The organism is Nocardioides sp. NPDC047086 (assembly GCF_040643685.1).
Lineage (GTDB): Bacteria > Actinomycetota > Actinomycetes > Propionibacteriales > Nocardioidaceae > Nocardioides.
In genome coordinates, this window is record NZ_JBEYUV010000010.1 from 18,258 (window position 1) to 38,036 (window position 19,779).

The following is a 19,779-nucleotide window of genomic DNA, read 5'->3' on the forward strand; positions in this document are numbered from 1 at the left end:
TCGCGGCGGTTTCTGCAAAGTTTCTGTCGAACTTTGAAAAGTAATTGGACAAAGTAGCCGAAAGGGGCACCGGCCGCGGTTGGCCGGATGCCCCTTTCAGGTCGATCGCGAGGGTCACTCGCTGGGTGCGATCACCACCTCGTCAGTGCCGGTGAGCGCCGGGATGTCGCCGTCGCCGGGGTCGGTGTACTCCGCCACGAAGACGGCGTTGAGCTCGTCCTGCCCGGGGTCGTGGCCACCGGGGACGGTCGTCACGATGGAACCGCTGCAGCCGTTCGCCGTGGTCTGCGGGTGCCCGTGCTCGTCGTGACCCAGGACGTACGTCACCGAGACCCGGGAGCAGTCGACGGCCTGGTCGTCGGTCACCTCGACCTGGAACTGGACGGTGTCACCGAAGTGGAACGCCTCGCCCGGCGCCGGGCTGGTCATGAGGGTCACCACCGGCACGTCGTTGCCGACGATCACGTCGACATCGGCCGAGGCGTGCTTGCCGCGTCCCGCCTTGCCCTTGTCGGTGACGGTCAGGGTCGCTCGATAGGCACCCGGCTCCTCGTAGGTGTGGGTCGCGGTCTTCCCGGTGGCGTCGAACCTGCCGTCACCGTCGAAGTCCCACTGGTAGACGAGCTTGTCGCCGTCGGGGTCGGTCGTCCCGGCACTGTCGAAGGCGACGGTGAGCGGCGGCTGGCCTGCGGTCTTGTCGGCGCGGATCACCGGCTTCGGGCTGTGGTTGCCGGTGCGGGCGATGTAGTCGATCCGGGAGACCTGGGCCTCCTCGTTCTCGCTGAAGAACCCGTCGCCGTACTCGAGCATGTAGAGCGAGCCGTCCTTGCCGAACTCCAGGTCCATCACGTTGTCCGTGGCGAAGCTGGAGAGCAGGGACTCGATGCCGGTGAGCTCACCGTCGGCGTCGAGCCGCATGCCCTTGATGTAGTCCCGGCCCCACTCCGCGAACAGCGGGATGCCGTCGTAGTACTTCGGCCAGGCGCCGGAGAGCGGTCCCTTCGTGGCCGACTTCTGGTAGTCGTACGCCGGACCGGCCATCGGGGCGATGCCGCCGGTGCCGAGCTCGGGGAACTCCTCGGACTGGCTGTAGGTGTACCAGACGGTCGGCTGCGTGACCGGCGGGAGCTGGGTCAGACCGGTGTTGTGCCGAGAGTCGTTGACCGGGGCGTCACAGTCGAAGGCCGGCCCCGAGGTCCCGGTCGCGAAGTCGTAGTCGCGATAAGGCATCTCGGCGGTCGCACACAGCGGCCAGCCGTAGTTGGCAGGCTTGCTGACGACGGTCCACTTGCCCTGGCCCGCCGGGCCACGGTCCGGGTTCGCCGAGGAGGCGTCGGGCGAGTAGTCGGCCACGAAGACACGGTCGGTCTTGGGGTCGATCTCGATCCGGAACGGGTTGCGCAGACCCATCGCGTAGATCTCGGGGCGGGTCTTGTCGGTGCCCGGCGCGAACAGGTTCCCGGCAGGGACGGTGTAGCCGCCGCCCGCCTTCGGCTTGATCCGGAGCAGCTTGCCGCGCAGGTCGGCGGTGTTGGCCGCCGTACGCCTCGCGTCGAAGGCGGGGCTGCGGTTCTCCCGGTCGTCGAGCGGGGCGTAGCCGTCGGACTGGAACGGGTCGGTGTCGTCGCCGGTGGCGAGGATCAGGTTGCCCGCGGAGTCGAAGACGATGTCGCCGCCGACGTGGCAGCAGCGCCCCCGGTCCACCGGTACGTCGATGATCTGCTGCTCGGTGGACAGGTCGATCTTGCCGCCGGCGTACTGGTAGCGCGAGAGCCGGATCGCGCCCTTGAACGGCTCGAAGTCGGCAGGGGTGCCGAACTCCGGGGCGTCGCCCTCGTTGACGTCCGGCGTGGCCGGGTCGTCGACAGGGGTGTTCATCGGCGGTGAGTAGTAGACGTAGACCCACTTGTTGGTGCGGCCGTTGTACTTGGGGTCCAGAGCGATGCTCTGCAGACCCTCCTCGTCGTGCTGATAGACGTCGAACTCGGCGGCGACGCTGTTGACGCCGGTGTCGGCGTCGTTGAGCCACACCTTCCCGGCCCGGGTGGTGTGAAGGACGTCCCCATTGGGCAGGACCGCGAGGTCCATCGGCTCACCGGGGCGGTCGTTGAGGGTCACCTTCTCGAAGTCGGTGTCCGGCGGCGGGGCGGCCGTGGGGGCCGCGTCCGCGGACGTCGTGAGGGGGAGAACGAGGAGCCCTGAGACCACGGTCGTGGCGACGCTCCAGAGGGTGAATCTGCGCACGGTCCATCTCCTTCTCTCGCTGTCATGGAGGGGAGCGAGATCGTCCGCGAACGTAGCGATGTGACGCCGGTCACGTCAAGTGACTTGCCTACTTTCGCAAGAAGATTTCGAAAGATGGGACAAAAGTGCGCCTCTGGGGCGGTCGGAAGCGGGGTCTAGGCCTCGCCGCTGCTGGGGGCGTAGACCGAGGCGCTGATCAGGTGGGCGGCGCCGATGACGCCGCCCTCGTCGCCCAGCTCGCTGAGCACGATCGGGAGGTTGCCGGTCGCCAGCGGCAGCGAGCGGCGGTAGGTGACGCTGCGGATCTCGGCGAGGAGCCCGTGGCCCAGCTTGCTGACCCGGCCGCCGATGACGATCAGGCCCGGATTGAAGAACGAGACCAGGCTGGCGAGCACCTGGCCGATGCGGTGTCCGCTCTCCCGGATGAGCTGGACCGCCTGGGCGTCGCCCCGCGCCACGGCGACGGCGATGTCCTCGGCGCTCAGCTCGCCCTTCTCCGCGAGCAGTTCGGCCAGCACCGGGGAGCGCCCGGAACGGGCCGCGGCGAGCGCCTCGCGAGCGAGGGCCGCTCCCCCGGAGAACGCCTCCAGGCAGCCGGTGTTGCCGCAGGCGCAGGTGGGCCCGAAGTCCTCGACGCGGATGTGGCCGATGTCGCCGGCACAGCCGTCGACGCCGCGGTAGAGCTCCCCGTCGACGACGATCCCGCAGCCGATGCCGGTGCCGATCTTGACGTAGAGGAAGTCACGAGCGGTCCGGGCGACGCCGGCGTGCTGCTCCCCCGCCGCGAGGACGTTCACGTCGTTGTCGAGCACGACCGGACAGCCCAGCTCCCGGGCGACCGCGTCGCGCACCGGGTAGCCGTCCCAGCCCGGCATGATCGGCGGGGAGACCGAGACGCCGCGGTGGAAGTCGACCGGCCCGGGTACGCCGATTCCCGCCCCCATCGGCTCGGCGACATCGTGCTCGTCCAGGAGTGCGCGGACCTCCTCGAGCGCGGTCGCGAGCACCTTCTCCGGGCCGCTGCGGATGTCGCACGCCCGGGTGCGGGTGCCGATCACCGACAGCCGACCATCGGTGAGGCCCACCGACATGCTGGTCGCGCCGATCGAGATGCCGACGAACCGGATGTCCGGCGCGAGGTCGACCAGGGTCGAGCGCCGACCGCCGCGGGAGGCCGCCGGCCCCACCTCGTGGGCCATGCCCAGCTCGGTGAGCCGGCCGACCTCGGCCGCGATCGTGGTGCGGGAGACGTTCAGCCGGTCGGCGAGCTGAACCCGCGACAGCGGGCCCTCGTCACGGAGCTGGGCGAGCAGTCGTGCCTGCATGGAGGTCTCGGCCCGGCCGGCGAGTGAATGGCGCATAGCCGCGATCTTGCCATGCGGACGGGCGACCTAGCCCAGGAGCGCGTCGACGAATGCCTCGGGAGTGAACGGGGCCAGGTCGTCGGGGCCCTCACCGAGGCCGACGAGCTTGACCGGGACGCCGAGCTCGCGCTGCACGGCGACGACGATGCCACCCTTGGCCGAGCCGTCGAGCTTGGTGAGGACGATGCCGCTGACGGCGACTGCCTCGCTGAAGACGCGGGCCTGGATGAGGCCGTTCTGGCCGGTGGTGGCGTCGAGGACGAGCAGCACCTCGGTGACCGGGGTCTGCTTCTCGATGACCCGCTTGACCTTGCCGAGCTCGTCCATCAGGCCGGCCTTGTTCTGCAGCCGTCCTGCGGTGTCGACGATGACGGTGTCGACGCCGGTGTCGAGGCCCTCCTTGACCGAGTCGAACGCGACGCTGGCCGGGTCGGTGCCCTCCGGGCCGCGTACGACCTCGACGCCGACGCGCTCACCCCAGGTGGTGAGCTGCTCGGCGGCGGCGGCACGGAAGGTGTCGGCGGCACCGAGGACGACCTTGCGGTCCTCGGAGACCAGGATCCGGGCGAGCTTGCCGGTGGTGGTGGTCTTGCCGGTGCCGTTGACCCCGACCATCAGCACCACGCCGGGGGCACCGTCGGCGCCGCTGACCTGGAGGCGGCGGTCCATGTCGGGGTCGACCAGCTTGATCAGCTCTTCACGCAGCGCCGCCTTGGCGTCGACCTTGCCGCCCTCGACGCGCAGCCGGGTGCGCAGCCCCTCCACCAACTCCTGGGTCGGGGCGACGCCGATGTCGGCGGTGAGCAGCAGATCCTCGATGGACTCCCAGGTGTCCTCGTCGAGCCGGTCGGTCGAGAGCAGGTTGAGCAGCCCACGGCCCAGCGCGTTGGAGCCGGCCAGGCGCTGGCGCAGCCGCACCAGGCGCGACGCGGTGCTCTCCGGCTTCTCGATGACCGGGGCCGCCGGAGCCGTCTCGGGCTCGGCCTCTTCGACCGAGGGCTCCTCGACCGTCGGGGCCTCTGGTCGGGTGATGACATCGGTCCCCGCCTCGGCCGGCAGCGTACGGTCCTTGCGGCGCCGGGTGCTGGTGACCAGACCGGCGATGCCGCCGCCGATGATCGCGACAGCGGCGACCGCGATGATGACGATGAGGGTGACCATGTCCATGGCCCTCATCCAATCAAACTACGCCTTCTTTTCCGTAGTTCCTGGCTCGCGCTCACCGAGCAGCTCGGTGAGATGGTTCTCGCGGCGAGGCTGCAGACGCGTGGCCGGACCGAGCGTGGGGGCCGTGTCGACGGCCCGCTCCATCGCCTCACCGAGCTTGGAGGCGTACGGCATCTTCTGTCCGCGGTGGGGGAAGACCGTGTAGACGATCACGAGTCCGGCCAGCGTGACGATGAGCAGCATCGCCACGAAGATGACAAGGATGGTCAACACTGGCTCGGCCAGCCCCCTTCTGGATACGCACGGACGGCGCCAACCCTCGCACACCTCGGGTCCGGAGCACACAACGGCACGCGGGCACGAGCGCCCGCGCCACGGGCGTCCCGTCGTACGGCGCGGGATATCGACAACGTCGACCGGACCGGTAGTGTTTCACGGCATGAGGATCATCGGGACAATGATGGTCCGGGACGAGGTCGACATCGTCGCCGCGATGATCGAGCACCACCTGGACCAGGGTGTCGACACGTTGATCGTCACGGACAACGCGTCGGTCGACGGCACCACCGAGGTGCTCGAGCGCTACGCCGCGACGGGACGGGTCGAGCTCCACCACGACCCCGTCCACGAGAAGCAGCAGGGCAAGGTCGTCACCTCGATGGCCCGGCGTGCCCGCACCCACTTCCGCGCCGACTGGGTCCTCAACCTCGACGCCGACGAGTTCCTGGTGCCCAAGGACAAGGGCCTGACCGTACGCCAGGCGCTCGAGGCCACTCCGCTGTCGCTGAACGCATTCACCGTCGAGGTGGAGAACCTCGTCGGTCCGCCGGCCTGGAAGGGCGGCGGCATCAACCGGCTCCAGTGGCGAGACCGGCGCCCCGACGAGCGGCTCGAGGCGGTCGGGCTCCACGCCCACCCCACACCCAACGCGGTCCACCGCGGCGAGTCGGACATCAAGGTCGTCCAGGGCAACCACTTCGTCTCGCTGCGGAGCAACGGCCAGCCGGCCGACGAGGTCGCTCTCGAGGTTCTCCACCTCCCCTGGCGCTCCTGGGCCCAGCTCGAGCGCAAGGTGATCAACGCAGGCAAGGGCTATGAGGCCAACCCTGACCTGAAGCCGAGCCCGCGCCACCACGGGATGCGCGACTACCAGCGCTACCTGAACGGCACCCTGCAGGATGCCTACCTCGCGCGCACGCCCACCCGGGCCGAGCTCGCCGCCGGCGCGTTCTCGGGCGACTACTCCTTCGACGACTGGCTGACCAACCACCTGCACATCGTGCTCGGCCGCTCGCTCGTGGCCGATCTCATGCGTGACGTGCTCGACCCCGAGAACGACAAGGCCGTACCCGACGACGAGCACGCGCTCGGTGCCGAGCGCGGCCGGGCCGCACTGGCCGCCGAGCCCTACATCCCACCCCGCAAACGCTGAAACTCACTTCTCAGGAGGACCTGTCTTGCCCACCTTCAGGGGCGCCGTACGCCGCGGCCTCGCCGCCGCGGGTCTGCAGACCGTCCGTGCCGCCGATGCCGAGGCCGCGCGCCTGCACGGCCGGATCGACGAGCTCAAGCAGCGCAACCAGAAGCTGCGTACGAAGGTGGAGGGGCTGCAGGGCGACCGAAACCGCACCACCGCCGTCCCGGCCATCCCCGGTCTGGACCGGCTCGAGCTGCGTCGCGAGCAGGTGCTCGCCGGGGTCAAGCCCGACGCCCTGATCCTGGAGATCGGCCCCGCGCACAACGCGATCCTGCCCAAGCGGGACGGCTATGACGTACGCATCGTCGACTATCTCGACCGCGAGGGCCTGGTGCAGCGCTACTCGGGCTTCTCCCAGTACGACCCCGCCGACATCGAGGAGGTCGACTACGTCTTCCGGCCGGGAACTCCCTGGTCAGAGGTGATTCCGGAGCGGTTCGACCTGATCGTCGCCTCCCACGTCATCGAGCACACCACCTCGATGATCGAGTTCATCAACGAGTGCGAGAAGCTGCTGCGTCCTGACGGGGTGCTGGCGCTGGTCATCCCCGACCACCGCTACTGCTTCGACCGGTTCCGCGAGCGTGCCTCGCTCTCGCGCGTCATCGACGCCTCGCTCTACCCGACGTCGGTCCACACCATGGGTGCGGTCATCGAGGAGCGGCTCAACGCGGCCAAGCACGGCGGGATCACCGCCTGGGGTCCGCGCCACAAGGGCGACTACACCTTCGCCAACTCCTTGGAGACGGTGAAGGCCAACGGCGCTGAAGCCCAGCGCGGCGAGCGCTACATCGACACCCACAACTGGGTCTGCACCCCCCACCACCTCCGCCTCCTCCTCCAGGACCTCGCCGACCTCGACTTCATCTCGATGCGGGAGACGTCCTTCCACGACACCGTCAAGCACGAGTTCTTCATCAACCTCTCCCCCTCCGGCGAAGGCACCGGCCTCACCCGCGAGGAGCTCGTCGTCCTCGCCGACGACGAGCGCCGCGTACTCGACCAGGCAGTCTTCGAGAAGTAGCCGAGAAGTCAGTTACGTCGGGCGAGACGTCAGTTAGGTCGGGCGACCGGGCAGGGCGTGACGTCTCGGCCGACGTACGTGACGTCTCGGCGGTCAGCGGCGGCGGTACTCGCGGAGCGCGAGTGCGGCGGCGAGGCCTACGACGACACCGAGGAGGGTCTCGGCGAGGCGGGACCAGAGCAAGGCGTCGACCGGTTGCGGGTGGCCGAGCTGGACCATCAGCAGCGAGAGCGGGGTGATGACGACGAGGGCTAGACCGTAATGGCGTCCGACGAGCAGCTCGGTGACCGCTTGGAGTGCGGCGACGACCACCGCGAGGACGAGGGCGGGGAGAGCGATCGAGAGCAGTACGGCCGCGAGGAGCAGACCGACCAGGGTGCCGACCACGCGTTGCAGTCCGCGGGTCGTCTGCGCCAGCAGCCCGGTGACGCCGAACGGCACCGCCGCGGCCACCATCGCCCAGTAGGTGTGGCTGAGCCCGAGCGCGGTCGAGATCGTACCGGCGACCACGACCGCGGCGACGACCGCAGTCGCGTGGTCGAGGCGTACCTCACCACGACTCGCCTCGACCGCGGCTCCGCTGCCGACCAGCCGCTCCTCGAGCAGACCGAGCAGCACGGCGATCAGGGCCGCGGCGGCGGCCACGGCGACGGCCACCGCGACGCCCGACAGGGTCACCGGAAGCGCGGCACACGTCGCGACGGCGAACACCGGGAACATCGGTCCCGGCGGTCGCAGCACGAACCGGTCCGAGAGCATCGACCCGACCGCGGCCCAGATCGCGGCGACAGGGATGACCAGCCAGGCCCGGTGCGAGGAGGTCGCCACGAGCGCGCCGCACAGGACCGCGACACACATCAGCGCCCCGGCCGCGGTCTGGGTCCGCCACCGCCCTCGCAGCGGCTGGCGACGACCGTAGATCGAGGCGAAGGTGCCGAAACAGGCGTACGCGGCCAGCTCGATGTGTCCGGTCAGGGCCAATGCCACCAACCCGACGAGCAGCGTCACGCTCGCGCGCCAGGCGGGCGAGTGGCTCCCCGGAGCCGGTGAGACCCTGACGGACTCCTGCATCAACCGCTCGAGCCGACTCCCGTCGCTTCCCAACCCGTCTCCCCCATGCTGCTGTGCCGTCATCGCCAGCCGACACCTTACGGCGACCTGGACGAACCAGTTGGTTCGGAGTCTCAGTCCAGCCGGCGCCGGAGCTCGGGAACGCCCTCTCCCTTCAGGTCCTCGAGCACCTCGCGCCGTCCGGCCATCGCCATGACCAGGTCGAGCAGGCGGCCGCTGACCTCGAGGCCGTCGCCGGCGGCGTACTCCGCGTCGACCGCTCGGAGCCGGAGGCCCTCGACCAGCGACTTGCTGTTCACCGCGAAGTCCTTGGTGGCGAAGAAGGTCGCGACCGCGAGGAGTCCTTCGCGGTCGGGGTCGCGCTTGATGCCGAGCGGCCGCCGGATGTCCTCGCTGTGCACGATCATCTCGCCCAGCCCGCCGACGCTCTCCCGGCGGGGCAGCCTGATGGGACCGATCCCGGCGAACCTCGCCAGCGTGTCCTCGGGAGAGGATCCGCGGAACTCTTCGAGGCGCCTGCGGTTGTGTACGTCCGGGTCGAACCGTGCCCCGATCATGCTGCGCAGCCAGCCCGGGAACGAGAGTCGTGAGGCCGCGCCGAGGTGCGCCACGACCTCCTCCACGTCCCACTCCCCGCAGAGCGTGGGCGACCGCCACCGGTCGGGCGAGAGCGACCTCAGGTCTTCGACCAGCGCGTCGCGCTCGCGCGACTGGATCACGGAGAGCTTCGTCATGCGGACACTCTGACAGGTTCGGGCTCCGCGGGCAGTGACACCTCGGCCGACGTACGTGACGGCTCGGCTATCGCTTGGCGCGCTCCTCGAGCGCGATGTCGAGGAGGGAGCGGGCGCGGGCGTCGAAGCCGTGGTCGCGGTGGATGCGGGCTGCTTCGGCGCGGATGTGCTCGTCGGTGCCGAAGACGACCGAGGGGTCGGGCATGGAGGACCACTTCACCAGGTCCTCGGGGGTCTCGTAGACCTGCACGGTGTCACCGAAGACGTCGCGGAGGCCGACGACGTCGTCGGAGATGACGCGGGCGCCGGAGGCGACGGCGTCGAAGAGCCGGTTGGAGATGAATCCGTAGTCGCGCATGTCGGCCCAGTGATCGTTGAGCACGACCCCGGCGGCTCGGTACTCGGCACCGAGCTGGGTGTTGGACATGTGCTGGGCCTTGACGAAGTGGCGCGGGATGTAGGGCTCCCAGCCGTGGCCGTAGACCGAGAGCGGCAGCCCGACCGAGACCGCGTCGTGGATGATCGGGCGCTCGACATCGCGCGAGGTGCCGACGAAGAGTACCGGGTGACCGGAGTCGGGCAGCGCCCGGTCGGGGTTGAACAACTCGGGGTCGGTGGCCTGCAGCAGCGGGTCGATGCGGATGCCCCACCGTGCCGACATCCGCTCGGCCCAGGCCGGCCCGGCCGCCAGCAGCCGGTCGAACCCTGCCGCCTCGGCGCGGGTGACCGCGTCGGGGTGGGAGATCACCCAGCCGATGTTGATCCGGCCGTCGGGCGCGGGAAAGTAGCGCGACAGGCCGCGCAGGGTGACCACGACGTCGTCGTCGAGGGCGCTCGGCCGCTCCCACTCGTAGTGGTGGTCGACGACCGCCGACTGGCCGAGCTTGCGCAGCGAACGGGCCAGCGCACGGGCGAAGTGGGTGTCGCCCCACCGCTCGCCCTCCGGCGCTCCGGGCGCGGAGATCTTGATCGACCAGCGCAGCTGCGGGATCCCCTCCACCACCGACACCCGCGGCAGGGGCGCGATGATCGGGCGGGTGGCGGCGTACGTCTTCGCAGGTCCGGTCGGGTCCCCGGCCGTGGCCCGGCCGACGACCTGGTAGCCGCAGGCCGTCCAGGCGGCCACGTCGTCGCGAGGCTCGGTGCGCCCGACCCAGCGGTCGAGGTAGATCAGCCGGTTGCGCGGTGCGCGGGCGAAACGGCCCTTCGACTTCGACTCGTGGTGGACGACCTCGGCCGACGTCACCACCCGGAACGACCCTGGTCGCAGCGAGGCGAGCCGGTGGCACAGGTCGACGTCCTCCATGCCGTTGGTGAAGATCGGGTCGAACCCCTCGCAGGCGACGACGTCGCGGTAACGCATCACCAGCGCCGCGCCGGTCAGCGCCGAGAACCGGTGGCCCTCGAGGCCGGCAGCATCCTCGGGCGGGTACTCGGCGAGCATGTTGTAGGGCAGCCCGCCGTAGGGCGGGAAGACGACCCCGGCCGACTGCACCGACCCGCTCGGGTAGAGCAGCAGCGGCTGCACCGCGAGCACCTCGGGGTCCTCGAGCGCCTCGACCAGCGGCGAGAGCCAGCCGGCCAGCGCTGTGGTGTCGTTGTTGAGGAAGACGACGGTCTCGCCGGTGACGTACGGGATGGCGAGGTTGTTGCCGAGTGCGAAGTTGTGGTTGACGGTGCTGTGCACCACCTTGACCTCGGGGAACCGCAGCGGCAGCGAGTCGAGCACCGCCGAGACCCGGGCCGAGGAGCCGTTGTCCCAGACCACGATCTCGAGCCGCTTCTCCCCCGCGCCGTGCTCCATCACGGCCTCGACCGCGCCCACGGTCAGCAGCGAGTCGTCGTAGGTGGGGATCACCACCGAGACCACGTCCGGGTCGGGGGTGCGCGTGCCGAGCGCGGCCCAGTCGATGAACGTCCGGTTGCGTACGACGTCCTCCCACGACTCCACGTCGAAGGGGTCGAGCGCGAGCCGGTCCTGGCGCGGACGGCGCGGGTTGATGCCCTGGCGCCGCTCGACGCCGACCTCGGGGACGACCTCGACCGCCGCCCTCGAGGTCAGCCGCAGCGCGAGGTCGTAGGCCCAGCCGAAGCCGATGTCGTCACGAGGACCACCGACCTCCGCGAGCAGCGGCGCCGAGATCAGCAGTCGGGAGAGCAGGGTCCGCATCAGCGGACCCGGCACGTCGGGCCCCGGCGAGGTCGGAGGTACGTCCACGGCGAACCGCTGCTCGGGCTGCCACGGCCGCTCCAGCACGTCGGCGACCAGCGGCCTCCCGGCCTCGGCCACCGAGACCAGCCGCGCGAGACGACCGGGCTTCCAGATGTCTCCCCCGGCGACGTACGCGACGAAGTCGCCGCTGGCCTGCGCGAATGCGGCGACCACGCCGGGCTCACCACGGTCCGGGTCGCCGAGCACGATCCGGGCGTCGGGGATGGCATCGGCGACCGACGGGGTCAGGCCCCGGTCGATGACGATGATCTCGGTGCTCACGCCGCTCTGGGCGGCGACGCTGGCCAGCGTCGCCCGGGCGTGCTCGTCGGAGGCGCCGAGGTCGACGATGACGCTGACGGTGCCGACCGGCTCACGACCGGTCGGCACGGCGCGGGCAGGATCGATGGCCGGCCGCCAGGTCTTAGGGCCGCCCTGCCGGGCCTGCCATTCCGCGCGCCGGTCCCGGATCCAGTCACGCAGGTCCGGAAACCGGCCGTCGACCTGCTCCATCCAGTCGTTGGCCCGCCGCCCGTTGCGGGCGCCCCGGTCGACGTAGTGCCCGATCGCGCCGCCGTAGAAGTTCTCGGTCTTGCGGCGCTCGGTGTAGCCGTCGGTGTCGAAGAGCGGATGGGTCGGCTGCAGCCACAGCTCGGCGCGCAGCCAGTAGAGGAACGGGTCCTGGTCGCCCATCTGCTTGCGCAGCCGTGGGGTCAGCCGGGCGAGGAAGAACTCCGGGTCGAAGAGCGGGCTGGGCTGGGCCAGCGGCTTGGTGGGGTCCTGCTCGAGATAGTGCCGGGCGGCGCGCTTGCGGTCGAGGCGCTGGCCGACCTGCTCGGCGTACCACTCATGGTCGAACAGCGGGCAGTCGACGAGCAGACGCACGTCGTCGGCCCGGCTGTAGAGGGGCGAGTCGTTGTAGACCTTGCGGGCAAGGTCTCGCCCCCTACGCAGTCCGCCACGTGCGATGCGCTTCAACTCTTCGTCCACTAAAGGTCCCCCAAGACGCTCCAGGTCGTGCTTCGGCAGTGCGTCAGACTGTCACAGTGCCGTGTAGGGGTGAACAGGCACCACGCACGTTCACCCAACTGTCAAGGTCAATTCTGCCGCCACAGCGGCAGGACTGCCTCCCGGATCTCATCGGGCATCGGCGTCACCGGACGCGACGGGTCGGTGTTGTCGACGTAGACGTGCACGAACCGGCCCTCGGCGGCGGCTTCCTCGCCAGGCCCCTGGAAGAGCCCGATCCGGTAGATGACCGACGAGCTCCCGACCTTGTCGACGACCAGCCCGGCCTCGACCGGCTCGGGGAACCCGATCTCGCGCAGGTAGCGGCACGAGGTCTCCGCGACGATCCCGATCTTCGGCAGCTTCCGTACGTTCACACCCGTCGTCTCGAACAGGTAGGCGTTGACCGCGGTGTCGAAGTACTCGTAGTAGGTCGCGTTGTTGAGGTGACCGTAGGCGTCGTCGTCGCGCCAGCGGGTGGTGATCGTGCGCCAGTGCACGTAGTCGGCGCGGGTCGGGGCCTTGCGGTCAGGAGTGCTCATCGCGGCTGATCTTAGATCCTAGAGCTCGTCCTCGACCGCGCGGACCAGATAGGGCGCCAGCGTCATCGAGAAGGTCGCGGTGATGTGGCTCTGGTCGCGATAGGCCTGCACGTGGCCGACCACCAGGGGACACCGGTCCTCGTCGCAGTAGGCCGCAGAGAGGTCTATCAGCGAAGCGCCCGGCCCTGCCAGGCGGACCGCCTCGGCGAGCGGGTCAGAGGTGGCGTACGCCTCCTGGCGGGTCATCTCGCACGCGCCGGCGTCCGCGAGCGTCTCGATCCCGTCGAGGCAGGTCGCCGCCTCGGGGGTGAGGTACGGGTTGTCGGCGAGCGCGACGATCTTCGTTCCCCGCGCGAGGATCGGCTTCCATGCCTGCGCGAGCTGCTCGGCGACCGGGTCCGGCTCGCCGGCCGCGAGGTTCGGATTGCGGCGTTGGGTGACCAGCACGACGTCGTACGCCTCCTGGTCGAGCTGCTCGATCAGCGCCTCGCGGTAGGCGCGGCGCGGGTCACCCGCGGTGGCCGGGAGCAGCCCGCCGCCGTTGGCGACCAACGTGTCGACCGACCATCCTGAGCTCTCGGCGACCCGGGTCAGGCCGGGGATCAGCGAAGCGCCGTGCGAGTCACCGACCAGCGCGACCCGGAGCGCATCCGGGTCGTCGGAGCCGAGGTGGCAGACCTCGGGGCGGGCGTCGGCGGCGTACGTCTCGATCTCGGGGAGATAGCACCGGTAGGCCCGGCCGGTGTCGTTCTTGCGGGCGATCGGCGCAGGGAGAAGTACGCCGTCGAGCTCCGGGTTCCGGCACCCCTCCATCAGGGCGGCGGCGCCGAAGCACTCGGTGTCTCCCGATCCGAGCGCCTCAGCCTGGGCGCGACTCTCCTCGACCATGTTGCGTCCATGCAGGATCCCGGGGACCGCGACGGCGGCGACCAGGGCCGCTCCGAGCACCGCGAAGAGGAAGGCCCGCGGGGTGGTCCCCAGGATCGGTCCGGTGCGGAACGGCGTCTCCACGAACCGGTAGGTCAGGGCCGCGAGGCCGATGGTGACCAGGAGGATCAGCGGCTCGCGGAGCCAGGTGCCGAGCACGGGGCCGGTCTCGGGGAGCACGACCACGAGCGGCCAGTGCCACAGATAGAGCGAGTAGGAGACCGTCCCGATCCACTGCACGACCGGATGGCCGACGACCCGAAGCCCGAGGCCGCGGGGCGCGCCCGCCCAGATGACCAGCGCGGTGCCGCCGACCGGCAGCAGCGCCACCCAGCCCGGGAACGGCAGCGAGTCGTTGAAGAGCAGCAGCGCGCCGAGCATCCCGAGCCAGCCGGCCACTGCTGCGTACGGCGCCCAGCGCTCGGGCACCCGCGCGAGGGAGAGCGGCAGCACAGCGATGAGACCGCCGACCGCGAACTCCCAGGCGCGCACGTAGGTGACGAAGTAGGAGTCGGCGCCGTCCGTCGCGGTGACATAGACCGAGGCCACGAAGCTGACCACGAAGACGGCGAGGAACACTGCCCGGATCGCCGTCAGCCGCACATTCGGCCGTCGCCGGGTCAGGAGCGACACCGCGACGACCAGCAGCGGCCAGATGAAGTAGAACTGCTCCTCGACCGAGAGCGACCAGTAGTGCTGCGCCGGCGATGGCGGGTCCTCGGCGGCGAGATAGTCGACCGCCGCCCAGGACAGCTGCCAGTTCTCCACATAGAACGCGGCCGCGACCGTCTCGCGCAGGAACTGCTGCCACAGTGCCTCCGGCACCAGGACGTACGTCGCGCCCGCACCGAACACGAGCACCAGCAGCGCCGCCGGCAGCAGCCGCCGGATCCGGCGGGCCCAGAAGGCACCCAACCGCACCCCGCCGGGCTTGGCGGCCTCGCGGACCAGGTGGGAGGTGATCAGGAAGCCCGAGATGACGAAGAAGACGTCGACCCCGGCGTACCCGCCCCGGATCGCCCCCGGCCACAGGTGGAAGAGGACGACACCGAGCACCGCGGCGGTCCGCAGCGCCTGGATCTCCACCCGCTTGTCCCGGACCGGCGTCGACGTCCCGGTCTGCTCGGCGGCGGGCGCGACGACGGTTGCGGTCATCGGCGCACCCGACGGACGATCCGGCCGGCGACGCGGCGGGCCTTGCGTACGCCCCGCTCGCCGAAGCTCAGCGGGATCTCGATCCCGTGGCGCGGGCGGCCGGCGAGCTGGACGATCTGCGCCCGGTCGCCGATGCGCTCGCCGATGACGTCCTCGTGGATGATCACCGGACCGTCGAACTCGCCGAGCGCGTCACGGCCCTCGAACCGCACCCGCCAGCGACCGCCCGAGAGCGCGGCGGTGGGCAGCGCGACCTCGAGACTGCCGGAGGCGAGCTCGGTGGCGTCGTAGTCCAGCGTCCGGCGCCGACGGTCGTGGAGAAACACGACGCGGAGCCTAACGGACTCGACCATCGTGTGAGCCAGGTGAAGGTGGGCACGGCCGTCGACGAGCGAGAGTGAGGTCGCGGTCACCGGATCGGTGGCACCGGAGACGACCTGGCGCAGGAGCTCGGGTCCGTCCTCGAGGGCGGCCATGATCCGGCCGAGCCGCCAGGCGGGAACCCCCTCGGCCCCGACCGCCTCGGCGACCACGGTGAACAGGTCGCGGTGCTTGAGCACCAGGTCGGCCAGATCGTCCCCGACCAGCGTCTCGTCGCCCAGCGAGACCGACGCGACCGCGTTGACCAGCGGCCGCTGGAGCGTACGCAGCGGCACCACGCCGCTGTCGGCGACCAGCTGCAGCGTCTCCAGGATGTCGGCGACCGTCCGGTCGCCCCAGCGGACGCCGTCGCCGATCAGCCGCGCGGCGGTGGCCCACTGGCCCGACGCGACCAGCCGCCAGCCCCACCGCTTGTCGCGCTCCAGGTCGTCGATCAGGTCGTCGACGACTCCGTCGTCGAAGAGCGCGACGAGCTCGGCGACCAGCGCGCGAGCCGGCTCCAGGGCCACCGGGTCGATCACCGACATGCCTCGCAGCGCCCGGACGATCGCCATCCAGCCGTCGGCGTCGAAGATGAGGGAGGCGTACTCCGCGCGCACCTCCGCATCGCCCAGCGCGACGATCCGGCGGGCGCAGCGCAGCTCCTGCTCCAGGTAGCTGATGATCCCCGCCGGCGAGTGCGACCTCGCCGTCATCGACCCCGGCCCGGGCCGGTCGCGGTAGACGTAGACGGTCTCGGTCACGATGTCGAAGCGGGCCGTGGTAAGCGCGTGCACCATCGGCTCGATGTCGTTGGAGCGGGAGGCGTCGGGGAACGTGATCCCCGCGGAGTCCCAGAAGTCGCGCCGGAAGATCCGGTTCCAGCAGGCCCGGTTGCGCAGGGCGGACGGCGCCTCGGCCAGCCTCACCAGGGTGCGCTCCTCGTCGAAGGCCGGCCAGGCCCGCACCGGCCACCAGACCCGGTCGCTGAAGAGCTTGAAGAACCGGCCGACGACCATGTCCGAGCCGGTCTCCCGCGTCTTGCGCAGCATCGTGGCGTACGCCCCGCGGGGCACCAGGTCGTCGCCGTCGGCGAACGCGAGGAAGCGGCCCCGCGCCAGCGAGACACCGTGGTTGCGCGCCTGTCCCCCACCCTTTCCGGGCGAGCGGACCACTCTCAGACGCGGGTCACGGGCGGCGTACGCCTGGGCGATCTCGAACGTGTCGTCGCTCGAGGCGTCGTCGACGACGATGACCTCCAGATCCACCGGGTCGGAGGCCGTGGACTGGTCCTCGAGGATCGAGGAGAGCAGCTCGCCGACCCACAGGCCGACATCGTGCGTCGGGACGACGACGGAGAGCTCGGGTGTGGTCATCGGGCTTCTTCCTTCCGGTCGCCGGCCAGCCCGTCGAGCAGCCGCAGGTAGTCGCGCGACATGTCGTAGGGCGTGTACGTGCGGGTGAACTCATGAGCGGCCCGATGCCGCGACTCCTGCCCGTCGAGGGCCTCCAGGATCGCCGCCGCCAGGGCAACCGGCTCATCGGGCTCCGGGGCGTACGTCACCACCCACGGCTGGTCGGCGAACTGCCGCGCGACCGGGGTGTCCTCGGGGATGAGGGCGGTGCGGCCGAAGGTGCCGGCGGCCAGCAGCGAGCCGGAGTTGAGGATGCGGCGGTACGGCAGCGCCACCACGTCGCTGGCCCGCAGCCAGTCGGAGAAGTCGGCGGTCTCGACGAACCCGAGCCGCTTGACGATGTTGGGCGCCGAGAGCATCTCCTCGACCGTCTCCACGTCGGCGGCGGGCACCACCTTGCCGGCCACGACGAAGGTCAGGTCGGGCACCTGCTCGGCGGCGATCTCCACCGCACGGCAGAGGACGTCGAGCCCCTTGTACGCCCGGATCTGACCGATGAAGCCGACCGTCGGCACTCCCTGCGGGACCCCGATGCGCTCGCGCGAGGCGGCGTCGTCGCCGCCGTCGGGGTAGACACCGAGGTAGGACGAGTGCGGCAGGTCGACGACCTTGTCGGGAGGGAGCGTGTAGTAGGCCGCGGTCTCCTCGACGGTCGCCGGGTTGAGCTGGATGATCCGGGTCGCGTAGCTCGCCAGCGCCTTGGCGACCGCCAGCTCGACATCGACGTAGTCGGCCTCGTGGGCGATCGAGTTGTGCACCGTCCACAGCACGTCGGCACCGCGGTCGCGCAGGCCGCTCAGTACGTCCTCGAACCGGGCTGCGTTGACCCAGGCATCCTCGAGGCTCTCGCAGCCGGCGGTCACCGGCGAGGTCCAGTGGACGTGGAGCACGTCGCCCCGCCCCATGTGCTCCGCGCGTGCCTCGAGCCGGTGCAGGCCCTGCACTCCCTCGACCACGTCCCAACCCGCCGCCCGCGGTGCCACGGTGAGCATCGTCAGGTAGGGATTGCTCCGGTAGTAGGGGAACGACAGCAGGGTCGAAGGCATGTGTGGGGGTCCTCAATTACGTAAACCGTGACGATCCCCCGAACGTCGAGACCACGTCTCGCCGGTGCCCCGGTTGGCCGGTGACCGAAGGATTCTAGGCAGCCGAAAAGACCCACTTTGACCACTCGAAGGCCTTCTCCGCGTGCCTTCATCACGGGTTCATCGACGGTTCACGGAACCCACCCCTCCTGGTGGTCGAACCGGTCGAGACCGGCTCAACGGCGGAGGTTCGCGACCACGGTCGGGAGCCGGTTGCCGAACATCTCGACCCGGTCGACGGAGCGGATCGGCACGTCGACGGTGGTCCCCCAGGCCCCGGTGCCGTCTCGGACGGTGCATGTCCCGAGCCACCGGGTGCGCCCGTCGGTGCCGACCAGGCGTACGTGGTAGGTGCCGTTCGGGGCGTCCTCGACGGACATGAACAGCCAGGACGGTCGTCCTTGGTAGGCGAAGACGCTTCCGGCGCCGGCACCGTCGATCGTCAGGTCCGCGGCCCGCAGATAGCTCCCGTCGGCGGTGGAGAGCACCCCGCGGTAGTCGTCGGCGACGTCGCGGTCCTCCGCGCCCCGCCACCAGGTGAGTCCGGCGGCGAGAGTCGCGACCAGCACCATCGCCGCCGCGACGAGCAGGCCGGTGCGGAACCTGTGCCGGGGAGCATGCTGATCCAGCGCCGCCAGCACCTTGGCGTCGAACCCGGCCGGCGGCTCGCGCTCCGGGACGAGCAGCAGCAGGGCATCGACGGTGGCCGAGACGTCCTCGAGCTCGCGTCGGCAGCTCGCACAGCCGGCCAGGTGCGCCAGCCCCCGAGCCCGCGCCTCGCCGGACGCGACCCCCATCGCCAGCTCCGGGATCAGCTCTCGCACCTCCCGGCAGCGCTCGGACTCAGGCATCGCGAACCCCCATTCGTTGCCGCAGCTTCTCCAGGCCCCGGCGCACCCTGGTCTTCACCGTGCCCGCTGGTACGTCCTCACGGGTGGCGATCTCCTGGGCGGTCAGCCCGAAGTAGGTCATCTGCACGATCGGCGCGGCCATCTCGTGCGGGAGCTCCGCCAGTGCCTGCCGCAGCGCGAGGTTGGTGTCCAGGTCATCGCTCTCCCCGCTCTCGTCCCGCACCGTCAACAGCGCCACCAGCAGATCCGGGTCCATCGGATCGTCGTGGCGGTAGCGGATCGCGTCGATCGCCGCGTTCCGGGTGATGCTCAGCAGCCAGGTCGATGCCCGCCCACGTCTCGCGTCGTACGTGGCCGCGTGCCGCCACGCCTTGACGAAGGTGTCCTGGGCGACGTCCTCGGCGAGAGCGGGCAGCCGGACGATGGTGAGGGCAAGGCCGTAGACGCGAGCCTGATGGCGGCGTACGAACGCCGCGGCCGCATCCTGGTCACCGCCAGCCATCGCGGCCAGCAGCGACTCGTCCGACACGGCCCCCACGCCGGCCCTACCCTCCGGCCGTACGACGGCTGGTCATCCCCGCGGTCCCGCGTCGCGATGCCACGAACTGACCGTACTCCCGTCAGTAGCCATACCCGCCGCCCCCGTTGTCCTCCGGCGTCGACGACTTCGACGGAGTCGAGGACCCGTCGCTCCGCGCCGCCACCCACACGAACTCGGTGCCCTGGAAGTCATCCGTGAACCCGTCCCCCTTGAGCTCACCGGCCCCCTCCTGGGCGAACGTGTACAGCGGCAGCCCGTCGTGCGTCAGCTGGGTATCTCCGTCCGGCCGCTCCACCGTCCCGAACTCGCCACCCAGCGCGGACTTCGCCGCCTTCACATCACCATCCGACGCCACGACCGGCACCCAGAACTTCGTGCACCCGTCGACACAGTGGATCTGCCCATCCTTCTCGACCTCCGCGCTGTAGAGCGTGTGCCCCTTCGCATCGGCAAGCACCTTGGTCCCGTCGACCTCGGCCACCGAGACCGGCGCCGACCCGCCCCCACCGGCATCCGATCCACTCCCGCCGTCACCACTGCCGCACCCCGCTGCGAAGAGCACCGTCGCAGCAACCACAAGCACGGCCCTTGCCAAGTACGAA

At 70.5% G+C, this 19,779-nt stretch carries 16 protein-coding genes; 2 read left to right on the plus strand and 14 right to left on the minus strand.

Annotated elements, in window-relative coordinates; translation table 11 throughout:
- Positions 1–114 precede the first annotated feature (114 nt).
- The 4 genes from ABZ796_RS09820 to ABZ796_RS09835 all read right to left on the minus strand — a co-directional run bounded on the left by ABZ796_RS09820 (position 115) and on the right by ABZ796_RS09835 (position 5,045).
- The gene (locus ABZ796_RS09820) at positions 115–2,244 is read right to left on the minus strand and encodes a PQQ-dependent sugar dehydrogenase (protein ID WP_357336519.1); all 2,130 of its coding nucleotides are present in this window, start codon (positions 2,242–2,244) and stop codon (positions 115–117) included.
- A gap of 155 nt (positions 2,245–2,399) precedes the next feature.
- Positions 2,400–3,605 carry an ROK family transcriptional regulator gene (locus ABZ796_RS09825; protein WP_357336521.1) on the minus strand — a complete coding sequence of 402 codons (1,206 nt, stop codon included), beginning with the start codon at positions 3,603–3,605 and terminating at the stop codon, positions 2,400–2,402.
- Between the two features lie 30 nt (positions 3,606–3,635).
- Positions 3,636–4,775 (minus strand): signal recognition particle-docking protein FtsY, encoded by a 1,140-nt coding sequence (gene ftsY, locus ABZ796_RS09830; RefSeq protein WP_357336672.1) that lies wholly within the window; start codon positions 4,773–4,775, stop codon positions 3,636–3,638.
- An 18-nt stretch (positions 4,776–4,793) separates the two neighbouring features.
- On the minus strand, positions 4,794–5,045 hold the full coding sequence (locus tag ABZ796_RS09835; protein WP_357336523.1) for a hypothetical protein: 252 nt from the start codon (positions 5,043–5,045) through the stop codon (positions 4,794–4,796).
- A 169-nt stretch (positions 5,046–5,214) separates the two neighbouring features.
- Between ABZ796_RS09835 and ABZ796_RS09840 the strand changes: the two genes are divergently transcribed.
- Positions 5,215–6,207 carry a glycosyltransferase family 2 protein gene (locus tag ABZ796_RS09840; protein ID WP_357336525.1) on the plus strand — a complete coding sequence of 331 codons (993 nt, stop codon included), beginning with the start codon at positions 5,215–5,217 and terminating at the stop codon, positions 6,205–6,207.
- A 25-nt stretch (positions 6,208–6,232) separates the two neighbouring features.
- Positions 6,233–7,276 (plus strand): methyltransferase domain-containing protein, encoded by a 1,044-nt coding sequence (locus tag ABZ796_RS09845; protein WP_357336526.1) that lies wholly within the window; start codon positions 6,233–6,235, stop codon positions 7,274–7,276.
- Between the two features lie 93 nt (positions 7,277–7,369).
- Here ABZ796_RS09845 and ABZ796_RS09850 read toward each other — a convergent pair whose 3' ends face one another.
- The 10 genes from ABZ796_RS09850 to ABZ796_RS09895 form a co-directional block, all read right to left on the minus strand.
- Complete coding sequence (locus tag ABZ796_RS09850) at positions 7,370–8,410, minus strand: FUSC family protein (protein WP_357336528.1); 1,041 nt, start codon at positions 8,408–8,410, stop codon at positions 7,370–7,372.
- A gap of 50 nt (positions 8,411–8,460) precedes the next feature.
- A complete protein-coding gene (locus tag ABZ796_RS09855; RefSeq protein WP_357336530.1) occupies positions 8,461–9,081 on the minus strand; it encodes a maleylpyruvate isomerase family mycothiol-dependent enzyme in 621 nt (206 codons plus the stop codon).
- Between the two features lie 67 nt (positions 9,082–9,148).
- Positions 9,149–12,271 carry a glycosyltransferase gene (locus tag ABZ796_RS09860; RefSeq protein WP_357336532.1) on the minus strand — a complete coding sequence of 1,041 codons (3,123 nt, stop codon included), beginning with the start codon at positions 12,269–12,271 and terminating at the stop codon, positions 9,149–9,151.
- Between the two features lie 119 nt (positions 12,272–12,390).
- Complete coding sequence (locus ABZ796_RS09865) at positions 12,391–12,843, minus strand: thioesterase family protein (RefSeq protein ID WP_350834662.1); 453 nt, start codon at positions 12,841–12,843, stop codon at positions 12,391–12,393.
- Between the two features lie 18 nt (positions 12,844–12,861).
- Positions 12,862–14,925, minus strand: a complete 2,064-nt coding sequence (locus ABZ796_RS09870) for an acyltransferase family protein (RefSeq protein WP_357336534.1) — start codon at positions 14,923–14,925, stop codon at positions 12,862–12,864.
- Positions 14,922–16,661 carry a glycosyltransferase family 2 protein gene (locus ABZ796_RS09875; RefSeq protein WP_357336536.1) on the minus strand — a complete coding sequence of 580 codons (1,740 nt, stop codon included), beginning with the start codon at positions 16,659–16,661 and terminating at the stop codon, positions 14,922–14,924. The genes ABZ796_RS09870 and ABZ796_RS09875 overlap by 4 nt, the downstream gene beginning before the upstream one ends.
- Complete coding sequence (locus ABZ796_RS09880; RefSeq protein ID WP_357336538.1) at positions 16,658–17,746, minus strand: glycosyltransferase; 1,089 nt, start codon at positions 17,744–17,746, stop codon at positions 16,658–16,660. Before ABZ796_RS09880 ends, ABZ796_RS09875 begins: the two co-directional genes overlap by 4 nt.
- Before the next feature lie 215 nt (positions 17,747–17,961).
- Positions 17,962–18,636, minus strand: a complete 675-nt coding sequence (locus tag ABZ796_RS09885) for a zf-HC2 domain-containing protein (protein WP_357336539.1) — start codon at positions 18,634–18,636, stop codon at positions 17,962–17,964.
- Entirely contained in the window at positions 18,629–19,174 is a 546-nt protein-coding gene (locus tag ABZ796_RS09890; RefSeq protein ID WP_357336541.1) for an RNA polymerase sigma factor, read from the minus strand. The genes ABZ796_RS09885 and ABZ796_RS09890 overlap by 8 nt, the downstream gene beginning before the upstream one ends.
- 82 nt (positions 19,175–19,256) lie before the next feature.
- Positions 19,257–19,754, minus strand: a complete 498-nt coding sequence (locus tag ABZ796_RS09895; protein ID WP_357336543.1) for a hypothetical protein — start codon at positions 19,752–19,754, stop codon at positions 19,257–19,259.
- Positions 19,755–19,779: the final 25 nt, after the last annotated feature.

Coding starts and splice junctions, on each gene's coding strand:
- ABZ796_RS09825 (WP_357336521.1), bottom strand. CDS start 3,605: ATGCGCCATTCACTCGCCGGCCGGGCCGAGACCTCCATGCAGGCACGA.
- ftsY (WP_357336672.1), bottom strand. CDS start 4,775: ATGGACATGGTCACCCTCATCGTCATCATCGCGGTCGCCGCTGTCGCG.
- ABZ796_RS09840 (WP_357336525.1), top strand. CDS start 5,215: ATGAGGATCATCGGGACAATGATGGTCCGGGACGAGGTCGACATCGTC.
- ABZ796_RS09850 (WP_357336528.1), bottom strand. CDS start 8,410: ATGACGGCACAGCAGCATGGGGGAGACGGGTTGGGAAGCGACGGGAGT.
- ABZ796_RS09855 (WP_357336530.1), bottom strand. CDS start 9,081: ATGACGAAGCTCTCCGTGATCCAGTCGCGCGAGCGCGACGCGCTGGTC.
- ABZ796_RS09865 (WP_350834662.1), bottom strand. CDS start 12,843: ATGAGCACTCCTGACCGCAAGGCCCCGACCCGCGCCGACTACGTGCAC.
- ABZ796_RS09870 (WP_357336534.1), bottom strand. CDS start 14,925: ATGACCGCAACCGTCGTCGCGCCCGCCGCCGAGCAGACCGGGACGTCG.
- ABZ796_RS09875 (WP_357336536.1), bottom strand. CDS start 16,661: ATGACCACACCCGAGCTCTCCGTCGTCGTCCCGACGCACGATGTCGGC.
- ABZ796_RS09880 (WP_357336538.1), bottom strand. CDS start 17,746: ATGCCTTCGACCCTGCTGTCGTTCCCCTACTACCGGAGCAATCCCTAC.
- ABZ796_RS09885 (WP_357336539.1), bottom strand. CDS start 18,636: ATGCCTGAGTCCGAGCGCTGCCGGGAGGTGCGAGAGCTGATCCCGGAG.